At 63.0% G+C, this 10,710-nt stretch carries 9 protein-coding genes; 6 read left to right on the top strand and 3 right to left on the bottom strand.

Annotation, left to right across the window (positions count from 1 at the left end; translation table 11 throughout):
• Nucleotides 1-9: 9 nt before the first annotated feature.
• A complete protein-coding gene (locus NKH98_RS25960; protein ID WP_352505546.1) occupies nt 10-600 on the bottom strand; it encodes a transglycosylase SLT domain-containing protein in 591 nt (196 codons plus the stop codon).
• Between the two features lie 219 nt (nt 601-819).
• On the opposite strand from NKH98_RS25960, the gene NKH98_RS25965 reads away from it, so the two are divergent.
• Nucleotides 820-2,358: a trimethylamine methyltransferase family protein gene (locus tag NKH98_RS25965; protein ID WP_352902834.1), complete on the top strand. Its 1,539-nt coding sequence runs from the start codon at nt 820-822 to the stop codon at nt 2,356-2,358.
• 80 nt (nt 2,359-2,438) lie between these two features.
• A complete protein-coding gene (locus NKH98_RS25970) occupies nt 2,439-4,874 on the top strand; it encodes a GcvT family protein (protein ID WP_352902837.1) in 2,436 nt (811 codons plus the stop codon).
• A gap of 105 nt (nt 4,875-4,979) precedes the next feature.
• On the opposite strand, the gene NKH98_RS25975 is transcribed toward NKH98_RS25970, so the two are convergent.
• Nucleotides 4,980-5,372 (bottom strand): DoxX family protein, encoded by a 393-nt coding sequence (locus tag NKH98_RS25975; RefSeq protein WP_352703416.1) that lies wholly within the window; start codon nt 5,370-5,372, stop codon nt 4,980-4,982.
• Between the two features lie 156 nt (nt 5,373-5,528).
• Nucleotides 5,529-6,305, bottom strand: a complete 777-nt coding sequence (locus NKH98_RS25980) for a VOC family protein (RefSeq protein WP_352902840.1) — start codon at nt 6,303-6,305, stop codon at nt 5,529-5,531.
• Between the two features lie 471 nt (nt 6,306-6,776).
• On the opposite strand from NKH98_RS25980, the gene NKH98_RS25985 reads away from it, so the two are divergent.
• From NKH98_RS25985 to NKH98_RS26000, 4 genes are all read left to right on the top strand, one after another.
• Nucleotides 6,777-8,141 (top strand): NAD(P)-dependent oxidoreductase, encoded by a 1,365-nt coding sequence (locus NKH98_RS25985; RefSeq protein WP_352902843.1) that lies wholly within the window; start codon nt 6,777-6,779, stop codon nt 8,139-8,141.
• A 2-nt stretch (nt 8,142-8,143) separates the two neighbouring features.
• Nucleotides 8,144-9,457 (top strand): NAD-dependent dihydropyrimidine dehydrogenase subunit PreA, encoded by a 1,314-nt coding sequence (preA, locus tag NKH98_RS25990; protein ID WP_352902855.1) that lies wholly within the window; start codon nt 8,144-8,146, stop codon nt 9,455-9,457.
• Nucleotides 9,458-9,566: 109 nt separating this feature from the next.
• Complete coding sequence (locus NKH98_RS25995) at nt 9,567-10,085, top strand: RrF2 family transcriptional regulator (protein ID WP_352902846.1); 519 nt, start codon at nt 9,567-9,569, stop codon at nt 10,083-10,085.
• Between the two features lie 13 nt (nt 10,086-10,098).
• Nucleotides 10,099-10,557 carry a carboxymuconolactone decarboxylase family protein gene (locus NKH98_RS26000; RefSeq protein ID WP_352899967.1) on the top strand — a complete coding sequence of 153 codons (459 nt, stop codon included), beginning with the start codon at nt 10,099-10,101 and terminating at the stop codon, nt 10,555-10,557.
• Nucleotides 10,558-10,710 lie beyond the last annotated feature (153 nt).

A 10,710-nucleotide genomic window follows, 5' to 3' on the forward strand; every position in this document is an offset into this window, starting at 1 on the left:
GTTAGTAGGCTAGGGCGCGCATTGCCGTAGCTGCGCGGCGTAGTCCTGCGCCATCTGCTCCGTGGCGTGCGCATAGCGCTGCACGTCGGCGTCGCCGCGACTGCCGCGCTTGTAGGCATTCCAGCCGAGATAGTAGGCGAGATACAGATTGTATGTGTCGTTGCGGGCGACGCCGAGCGTGTCGGCGGTCTTGGAATGATACCAGCCGACAAAATCGACGGCATCGGCAAACCGGGTGCGGCGCGCCGCCCAGCTGCCGGTCTCGTTCTGGTATTGCGCCCAGGTCCCGTCGAGCGCCTGCGAGAAGCCGGTGGCGCTGGAGATATGTTTCCAGGGAATGAAGCCCAGCAGCTTGGTGCGCGGCGGCCTGGCATTGCTCTTGAAGCCGGACTCCTTGCGCACCGTCGCCATCAGCACGGGGACCGGCACACCGTACTTCTGCTCGGTGCGTTGTGCCGCCGCCTGCCAATTGTCGAACCAGCCGTCATTCTGGTCGAAAACGGCGCACACATCGTTGATGTGATTCGGCGGCGTCGCGCAGGCCGAAAGCGCCAGCGGCACGGCAATCGCTACAATTTTACTAAAACTCGACCTACGCATTGAAAGTGCATTAGGCCGAAAACATAAAAGGAATCTTGCTGTCTTCCTTAACGGCTCATCGGCCGCTTTGGCCAACACCTGAGCAGGTATAAACATTCCGACGTTTGCTGTCGCTTTTACCGACGTGAAATTCCCACAATGGCGCCTTGGCTAAAATCACGCCCGCAGGTGACGGATTCTTGACAGCCCGATGCTCATGCCGGCGCTTTGATGCGCCGCATGAGCGAACCAAGACGCAAGCGCGGCGCCGAGCGAACCAGCAACAGGGGACCGACCGCCATCCCCCAACTGCCGCTCAGGCGGGTGACAAACCCTTATCCGCCGATGGCGATGCTGTCGGCCGACCAGATCGAGGCGATCCACGAAGCCTCTATGCATATTTTGGAGAATTTCGGCATCGAGGTGCTGAGCCAGCGGGCACTGTGGCTGTTCGAGAAGGCCGGGGCCAAGGTCGATCATGCCTCGATGAACGTCCGCATCGATCGCGGCATGATCGACAAAGCGCTGAAGACGACACAGTCCAGCTATACGCTTACGCCGCGCAATCCCGCCCATGCCGTCCACCTCGGCGGCAATACCATCAACTTCACGCTTGTCGCCGGGCCGCCGAATGTACACGACATGGAGCGCGGCCGCCGTGCCGGCAATCTGCGCGATTATTCCGATCTCGTCCGGCTGGCGCAGCATTTCAACTGCATCCACATGCTCGGCAACCAGGTCTGCGCGCCGGTGGAGCTGCCGGCGAATTCCCGTCACCTCGACACCTATTTTGCCAATCTGACACTGACCGACAAAAGCTTTCACGTCTCGGCCATCGGCCGCGGCAGGGCGCTCGACGGCATCGAAATGATGGCAATCGCGCGCGGACTGACGCTTGACGAGATGCGCGACGATCCCGGCGTTACCACGATCATTTCGGTCAACTCGCCGCGCCGCTTCGACGAGATGATGGCCGAGGGGCTGATGACAATGGCCGAGTTCGGCCAGTCGGTGGCGGTAACGCCATTCACGCTGATGGGGGCGATGAGCCCGGTGACGCTTGCCGGCGCGCTCGCCCAGCAGAATGCCGAGGCGCTGCTCGGCGTGGTGCTGACGCAGCTCGTCCGCCCCGGCGCGCCGGTGATGTATGGCGCCTTCACCTCCAATGTCGACATGAAGTCGGGTGCACCGGCCTTCGGTACGCCTGAAAACACCAAGGCGAATATAGCGTCCGGACAGTTGGCGCGGCGCTACAAGCTGCCTTATCGCACAACGCCGGGATCGGCTTCCAATGCCGCCGACGCGCAAGGCACCTATGAGACGCTGATGGCGCTGTGGGGCGCGGTGCTCGGCCACGGCAACCTTATTTACCACGCCGCCGGCTGGCAGGAGGGCGGGCTGACTGCGTCGTTCGAAAAGTTCATCATCGACGTCGAGATGATCCAGCACATGATGGAGTTTTTGCGCCCAATCGAAGTCAACGAGGCCGAGCTCGCCGTCGAGGCTCTGGGTGCGGTGCCGACCGGCGGCCACTTCTTCGGGGAGCCGCACACGTTGGAGCGCTACGCCACGGCCTTCTACCAGCCGATGCTGTCCAACTGGCAGAACTACGAGGCCTGGCAGGAGGCCGGTGGGCTCGACGCCACGGCGCGTGCGACGAGGCTGTGGAAGAAGGCGCTGGAGGACTATGTCGAGCCGGTGATGGAAATCTCCAGGCGCGAGGCGCTTGAGGCGTACGTGGCCAAGCGCAAGGAAGCGATCGGGCAAAGCGAGCCTTAAGCGCCAACTCTCCTTGTTCGGATTCACTTCTCCTCCAGAATCATAAAACCCATCCAACTCTTTGAAATGACGAGAATCTCATGAAAACGCATGCAAAGGTCGTGGTTATCGGCGGTGGCGTTGTCGGGTGCTCCGTACTGTTCCATCTCGCCCGCCATGGCTGGACCGATGTCGTTCTATTGGAGCGCGACGAGCTGACCTCCGGCTCGACCTGGCACGCGGCCGGCGGAATGCACACGATCAATGGCGATCCCAACGTCGCCAAACTGCAGAAATACACGATCTCGCTCTACAAGGAGATCGAGGAACTGTCGGGGCAGGCGACCGGCGTGCATCTGACGGGCGGCGTGCTGCTGGCCGCCACCGAGGCACGGCTCGACTGGTTGCGTGGCGTCGTCGCCAAGGGCCGCTATCTCGGCATCGAGCTGGAGGAGATCTCGCCTGATGAGGCGGCCGAATTGATGCCGCTCATCGATCCCAGGCAGTTCGTCGGCGCGGTGCGCAACAAGGAGGACGGCCATCTCGATCCGTCGGGCGTGACCCACGCGTATGCCAAGGCCGCGCGCAAGCTCGGTGCCGAGGTGGAGCGCTTTACCAAGGTCGAGGACATCGTGCAGCGCACCGACGGGCTGTGGCGCGTCATTACCAACAAGGGCGAGGTGGTGGCCGAGCATGTGGTCAACGCGGGCGGCCTGTGGGCGCGCGAGGTCGGCCGCATGGTCGGGCTGGAGCTGCCGGTGCTGGCGATGGAGCACATGTACCTGATCACCGAGGACATGCCGGAAGTCGCCGCCTGGAACCAGAAGACCGGTACGGAGATCATCCATGCAGTCGATTTCGATGGCGAGCTGTATCTGCGCCAGGAACGCGGCGGCATGCTGATGGGCACTTACGAAAAGGCCAACAAGCCATGGTCCGAGTTCCAAACGCCATGGAATTTCGGCCACGAACTGCTCGAACCCGACATCGACCGCATCGCACCGTCGCTGGAGGTCGGCTTCCGGCATTTCCCGGCGTTCCAGAACACCGGCATCAAGCAAATCATCAACGGACCCTTCACTTTCGCGCCGGACGGCAATCCGCTGGTCGGGCCGGTGCGCGGCCTGCCGGGGTTCTGGGTGGCCTGTGGTGTCATGGCGGGCTTCTCGCAGGGCGGCGGCGTCGGGCTGGCGCTGTCGAACTGGATGATCGAAGGCGATCCCGGTGCCGATATCTGGGCGATGGACGTTTCGCGCTACGGCGACTGGGCCACAATGGGCTACACCAACGCCAAGGTGCGCGAAAACTATTCGCGGCGGTTTTCGATCCGCTTCCCAAACGAGGAATTACCGGCCGGCCGGCCGCTCAAGACGACACCGGTCTACGATCTGTTGTCGGCGAAGGGCTCGCAATGGGGGGTCGCCTATGGGCTGGAGGTGCCGCTGTGGTACGCGCCCGAAGGCGTGAAGGACGAATTCTCCTGGCGCCGCTCGAGTGATTTCGAGCATGTCGCGAAAGAAGTGGAGACGGTTCGGCAAGGCGTTGGTCTGTCGGAAATCTCGTCATTCGCCAAATACAGGGTAACCGGCGAGGGCGCTGCGGCCTGGCTCGACCACTTGCTTGCCTGCAAGCTGCCGAAATCCGGCCGCATGACGCTGGCGCCGATGCTGAAGGAAGACGGCAGGCTGATCGGCGATTTCACGCTGGCCAATCTCGGCAATTCTAAAAGTGACGATTGGTTCCTGGCAGGCAGCGGTGTCGCCGAGCAGTACCATATGCGCTGGTTCGAAGCGCATCTGCCGAAGGACGGCTCTGTCAGCATCGAGGCGCTGGGAGCAAAACTCACCGGCCTGTCGATCGCCGGGCCGAGCGCGCGGAAGCTTCTTGAAAAGGTCACACGATCTGACGTGTCGAATACGGCCTTTCCATTCATGGCCATCACCAGGATGGATATCGGCATGGCGCCGTGCCTGGTCGGGCGCGTCAGCTACACCGGCGACCTCGGCTACGAAATCTGGGTGGCGCCGGAATATCAGCGTGCCGCCTACCAGGCGCTGATGGCGGCGGGGGAGGAATTCAGCATCGGCCTGTTCGGCTCGCGCGCCCTCAATGCGCTGCGGCTCGAGAAGAATTACGGCTCATGGGCGCGCGAATACCGGCCGATCTATGGGCCGCTGGAGGCCGGCCTCGACCGCTTCGTCGCCTACGGCAAGCAGTCCGATTTCATCGGCAAGCAGGCGGCGCTGGCCGAGCGCAAGCAAGGCGGCAGACTGCGGCTGCGGGCCTTTGTCGTCGATGCTGCCGATGCCGACGTCATCGGCGACGAGCCAATCTGGTATGGCGGTGCCGTGCGCGGCTGGGTCACGTCCGGTGGCTACGCCCATCATTCAAAAAAGTCCGTCGCCATCGGCTATGTGCCGAAAGAGATTGCCGACGAAGCCTACGGTTTCGAGATTGAGCTTCTGGGCAAACGCCACGCCGCGCGCATGCAGCCGACCCCGCTGTTCGACGCGAATTTCGAACGGATGAGAGGGTGAGGAACCGGCTCGCACAGCGAATTCGCCGTGCCGGTGGCACGGCGAAAGGTTCCGAACGCCGGGGAGCTGCCGGAGGCAGCGGGCCCACGGCCGGGAGACGGTCAATTACGAAACCCGGCGGTTGTCCAGCGCCAGGGCGCCGGCGCCGGCGAACACCAGATAGAGGAAGATGAAGCAGAACGATATTGCCGCATCGCCGCCGTTGTTGACCGGGAAGAAGTCGCGCGGCATGTGCGCCATGAAATAGGCGATCGCCATCTCGCCGCTGAGAAGGAATGCCACCGGCCTGGTGAAAAGCCCCAATACCAGCAGGATGCCGCCGGCGAATTCCAGGATGGCCGCAGTCAGCGACAGCCCGCTCAGGGTGCCGGCATGGTCGCCGACAGGGAAATTGAAAAGTTTCTGAGTGCCGTGCTCGATGAACTGCAGCGCCGTCATGATGCGCAAGGCGGCAAGAGCGAACGGTTGATATCCGGCCAGGCCTTCGAAAAGCTTCATTTACGACTCCATTTTCACCTCGCCCGGCCATAGGTCATCGCCAAAGGCCGGACCATTCACATGATCCGGCCTGCCATCAACTGTCGGTGAGTGAGTCGTGAGAAGTGCTGCAGCCTTGGGGCCGCACCAAGGCGGCCCCGCAATTGGCGCGGCCTGTTACCGCGTCGGTGCCATTAGCGCGAAATGGGCGCCTTGCGGGTCCGTGCACTGCACGATCCAACTGCCGCCGGGAACCTCCATCGGACCCATGAGGATCTTGCCGCCATTATCGGTGACACGCTTGGCTGCCGCGTCGATGCCGGGCACGTTGAAATAGAACTGCCAGACCGGCGCCGGGATCTGCTCGGGCTTGTTCATTATGCCGCCAACCGGCTCGCCGCCGAAGGCGAAAAGCTGGTAGACGCCCATCGGACCCATATCCATGGCGTCGCCCTTCTCCCAGCCGAACTGGCTGGAATAGAAATCGAACGCCGCCTTCCAGTCTGACGTGTAGAGCTCATGCCAGCCGATGTTGCCGGGTGTCGCCAACGGTAGCGGCGGCTGGTCGGAGCCGCTGGGCTGCAGGAAGTTGAACATCGCGCCTTGCGGGTCGGCAACGACGGCGAAGCGGCCGACGCCAGGAATGTCGTCGGGCTCGCGGTGAACCGCGCCACCAGCCTTCTTGAGGGACGCCGTTGCGGCATCGACGTCCCTGGTGAGGATATAACCGATCCAGGCCGGCGGCATGCCCATCTTGCGCGCGTCCTCGGGCAGCGTCATCAGCCCGCCGACGCCGCGCTCGCCGACATTCATGACGATATAGCGCGGCATGCCCGGGGCCCCTTCGAAAGGCTGCCCCCTCCAGCCCACCACTGAGGTGTAAAACGCCTCGGCGGCGTCGAGATCGGTGGTCATCAGCTCGTACCAGAAGAAGGGCATCGGGGACTGTGGCATTGTCGTGCTCCTTGCGGTTTGTACATCGCTCATGCGCGATCCATTCTAGGACGATCTTCGCGACGAAAATCAGACAGCGGCCAAAAAAGTTATGGCGCACAGCCCGTGGCCTGCGCGCTTTGTGTTTGGAATTTCCTACAGCGGAGGATCTTCGGTCTATACCGCCCGGCTGGAACGCCGGCGGCCTATATCGCTCGTGGCGGCTTAGCCGGCGAGACGTGCATCCGCATGGTTGTTATGCGTTTCTTCCTCGTTCGCGGGGGATGGCATCAAGTGCTCAAGCTTATGCAAGCGCCTAGCGCCGACGAAGCGGCATTTCGGCCTTTCGACAGAGCCATCAGGCAGCTCAAAATATGAGTTTGATTATCATGTTTGTTGAACCGTTCCAGCGGCTTGCGCCGAAAATTGACCAATTGATAAAAAAATAAAACGTGCTAGCCTTCCCCAAAACAAGAACATGGGGAACTGACGATGCCAGAAGGCCAGTTCAAGCAAGGCATTGCCGGCGGGCGACTTTCGCCGGAACAATATGCCGACAATTTTTCCGATCTGCATCCGCCGCTCGATCATCACGAGGCGCTGGTCGAATCCGACCGCTGCTATTTCTGCTACGACGCGCCGTGCATGAATGCGTGCCCGACCTCGATCGACATCCCGCTGTTCATCCGCCAGATCGCGACCGGCAATCCGATCGGCTCGGCCAAGACGATCTTCGACCAGAATATTTTGGGCGGCATGTGCGCCCGCGTCTGCCCGACCGAGACGCTGTGCGAAGAGGTCTGCGTGCGCGAGGTGGCAGAAGGCAAGCCGGTGCAGATTGGTCGCCTTCAGCGCTACGCCACCGATGTCGCGATGGCCGAAAACAAGCAGTTCTACAAGCGCTCCGAACCGACCGGCAAGACGGTCGCCGTGGTCGGCGCCGGACCGGCCGGGCTTGCGGCCGCGCATCGGCTCGCCCGCCACGGCCACGACGTGACCATACTGGAAGCCCGGCCGAAGCCCGGCGGGCTCAATGAATACGGTATCGCGGCCTATAAGAGCGTCGACAATTTCGCTCAGGCCGAAGTCGACTATGTCACGTCGATCGGCGGCATCGACATCCAGAACGGCAAGGCGCTCGGCCGCGATTACCAGCTGTCGGACCTGACCAGGAATTACGATGCGGTGTTCCTCGGCATGGGGCTTGCCGGCGTCAATGCCTTGCGGGCGGACGGCGAGGAGGCGCAAGGCGTCACCAATGCCGTCGAGTTCATTGCCGAGCTTCGTCAGGCCAGTGATCTGGCCAGCCTGCCGGTCGGCCGGCGTGTTGTCGTCATCGGCGGCGGCATGACGGCGATCGACGCGGCGGTGCAATCGAAGCTGCTCGGTGCCGAAGAGGTGACGATCTGCTATCGGCGCGGCCCGGAGCACATGAATGCCTCCGAATTCGAACAGGATCTGGCTGCCGCCAACGGCGTCATCATCCGGCACTGGTTGCAGCCGAAGCGGGTCATTGCCGACGCCGGCAAGGTGTCGGCGATCGAGCTCGAATACACCGCGATCGACGGCGACCGGCTCGTCGGCACCGGCGAGCGGCTGACGCTGACCGCCGACCAGGTGTTCAAGGCGATCGGCCAGAGCTTTGTCCCGGCTGCGCTCAACGGCAGCGGAGCCTTGCTTGCCCTGGAAGCCGGCCGCATCAAGGTCGACGCGGAAGGGCGCACCTCGCTGGCCAATGTCTGGGCTGGCGGCGACTGCATTTTCGGCGGCGACGACCTGACTGTTTCAGCCGTCGCGCAAGGCCGCGATGCGGCGGAGAGCATTCATCGGGCACTGACCTCGAACGGGAGGGCATGAGCATGGCAGACATCCGCAACAATTTCGTCGGCATCAAGTCGCCGAACCCGTTCTGGCTGGCCTCGGCGCCGCCGACCGACAAGGCTTACAACGTCATCCGCGCCTTCAAGGCGGGCTGGGGAGGCGTGGTGTGGAAGACGCTCGGGGAAGAGGGCCCACCGGTGGTCAACGTCAACGGGCCACGCTATGGCGCGATCTGGGGCGCCGACCGTCGTCTGCTCGGCCTCAACAACATCGAGCTGATCACCGATCGCGACCTGCAGGTCAATCTGCGCGAGATCAAGCAGGTCAAGATGGACTGGCCCGACCGGGCAATAGTCGTCTCGCTGATGGTGCCGTGCGAGGAGCATGCCTGGAAGGCGATCCTGCCGGTGGTCGAGGAGACCGGCGCCGACGGCATCGAACTCAATTTCGGCTGCCCGCATGGCATGTCGGAACGCGGCATGGGTTCGGCGGTCGGCCAGGTGCCGGAATACATCGAAATGGTGGTGCGCTGGTGCAAGGCCAACACCCGCATGCCTGTCATCACCAAGCTGACGCCCAACATCACCGACATACGCAAGCCGGCACGCGCTGCCCTTGCCGGCGGCACCGACGCGGTGTCGCTGATCAACACCATCAACTCGATCACCGGCGTCAATCTCGATAGTTTCGCGCCGGAGCCGACGATCGACGGCAAGGGTTCGCATGGCGGCTATTGCGGCCCGGCGGTGAAGCCGATCGCCATGAACATGGTGGCCGAGATCGCGCGCGATCCGGAAACGAAGGGCCTGCCGATCTCCGGCATCGGCGGCATCACCACCTGGCGTGACGCCGCCGAATTCATGGCGCTCGGCGCCGGCAATGTGCAGGTGTGCACGGCGGCGATGACCTATGGCTTCAAGATCGTGCAGGAGATGATCGCCGGCTTGGAAAACTGGATGGACGAGAAGGGCCATGCCTCGCTGGACGACTTCGTCGGCCGCGCCACGCCCAACGTCACCGACTGGCAGTATCTCAACCTCAACTACGTCGCCAAGGCACATATCGACCAGGACGCCTGCATCAAATGCGGCCGCTGCCACATCGCCTGCGAGGACACCTCGCACCAGGCGATCACCAGTATGGTCGACGGCGTCAGGCATTTCGAGGTAATCGAGGCCGAATGTGTCGGCTGCAATCTCTGTGTCAATGTCTGTCCGGTCGAGAATTGCATCACCATGGAGCCGCTGGCGGCCGGCGTGATCGACCAGCGCACCGGCAGGCCGGTGTCGCCGATCTATGCCAACTGGACGACGCATCCGAACAATCCGATGGCCAAGGTGGCGGCGGAGTAGCGAACAGCGCGTTGTGGGAAAGCGGCACCTGCGGGCGCCGCTTTTTTCAAATAGATATTGCGGATGCTTCTTATCCAGGATAACATGTATCCATGAATAGGAGAGCGAAATGAAGCTGGGCGAGGGCGTCGAAGCGGCCATCCACTGCGCCGCCATGCTAGCCGGCATGGAAGGCGCGGCGACTATGCCGGGTGCTGCCATGGCGGAAGCGTTCGGGCTGTCGCCGAGCTATCTGCTTAAGCATCTCAACATGCTGACAACGTCGGGCATTCTGGAATCGGTGCCGGGGCCGTACGGCGGCTACCGGCTGGCGCGGCCGGCGGAACGCATAACGCTGCTCGATATCGTGCTGGCCGTCGAGGGGCGCGAACCGGCCTTCCGCTGCGCCGAAATCCGCCAGCGCGGCCCAGCGAAGCTCGATGCCTCGGTCTATGTCAAACCTTGCGGCATCAACGTAGCCATGCTGAAGGCCGAGCGTGCCTATCGCGCCGCGCTCGCCGACGCCCGGCTGTCCGACATCGTTGCAGAATACACGGCGGACGCCGATCCCCTTTCGATCGCCGCGAACTGCGCCTTCGTCGAACGCCATCAGCGGCCGCAGAAATCAAGTTCAACCAAGCAAGCATGAAAGGCTACAGACGATGAAACAGAGGCTGCAATTTTTCGGCGCGGCGCCGGAGATCATGAAGGCGGTGTCGGCGCTCAACAAGGCAGTCGACGAATGCGGGCTCGAAAAAAGCCTGTTGCATCTGATCAAGCTCAGGGCGTCGCAGATCAACGGCTGCTCGTATTGCGTCGAGATGCACAGCCGCGAAGCGCGCCGCGACGGCGAAAGCGAGCAACGGCTCTATCTCGTCTCCGCCTGGAAGGAATCGCCGCTGTTTTCCGAGCGTGAACGCGCGGCATTCGCCTGGACCGACGCGCTGACCAGGATCGCCGACAACGATATTTCGGACGAACTCTATGCAAGAACGCTCGAGCATTTCTCGGAAGAGGAGCTGGTCAAGCTGTCGGTCGCGCTCGGCATGATAAATACCTGGAACCGGCTTTGCGTTCCGTTCCATGCAATCCATCCGATGCCGGCGGTCAAGGCCGCTTGAGGACAGGCGGGGGGGGGGGGGGGGGGGGGGGCGGCGGTGGGGGGGTGGCGGGGGGGGGGCGGGCGTGGGCGGGCTGTGCGGTCGCGATCTGGGGGTGCGTGTCGCGGGGCGGGCGGCTGGGGTGGGACATGTGAGGGCGTTCCTGCCGATGCG

Source organism: Mesorhizobium sp. M0833 (assembly GCF_040319905.1).
In the GTDB taxonomy this organism is placed as follows: Bacteria; Pseudomonadota; Alphaproteobacteria; order Rhizobiales; family Rhizobiaceae; genus Mesorhizobium.

Coding starts and splice junctions, on each gene's coding strand:
- NKH98_RS25965 (WP_352902834.1), top strand. CDS start 820: ATGAGCGAACCAAGACGCAAGCGCGGCGCCGAGCGAACCAGCAACAGG.
- NKH98_RS25980 (WP_352902840.1), bottom strand. CDS start 6,305: ATGCCACAGTCCCCGATGCCCTTCTTCTGGTACGAGCTGATGACCACC.
- NKH98_RS25970 (WP_352902837.1), top strand. CDS start 2,439: ATGAAAACGCATGCAAAGGTCGTGGTTATCGGCGGTGGCGTTGTCGGG.
- preA (WP_352902855.1), top strand. CDS start 8,144: ATGGCAGACATCCGCAACAATTTCGTCGGCATCAAGTCGCCGAACCCG.
- NKH98_RS26000 (WP_352899967.1), top strand. CDS start 10,099: ATGAAACAGAGGCTGCAATTTTTCGGCGCGGCGCCGGAGATCATGAAG.
- NKH98_RS25960 (WP_352505546.1), bottom strand. CDS start 600: ATGCGTAGGTCGAGTTTTAGTAAAATTGTAGCGATTGCCGTGCCGCTG.
- NKH98_RS25975 (WP_352703416.1), bottom strand. CDS start 5,372: ATGAAGCTTTTCGAAGGCCTGGCCGGATATCAACCGTTCGCTCTTGCC.
- NKH98_RS25985 (WP_352902843.1), top strand. CDS start 6,777: ATGCCAGAAGGCCAGTTCAAGCAAGGCATTGCCGGCGGGCGACTTTCG.
- NKH98_RS25995 (WP_352902846.1), top strand. CDS start 9,567: ATGAAGCTGGGCGAGGGCGTCGAAGCGGCCATCCACTGCGCCGCCATG.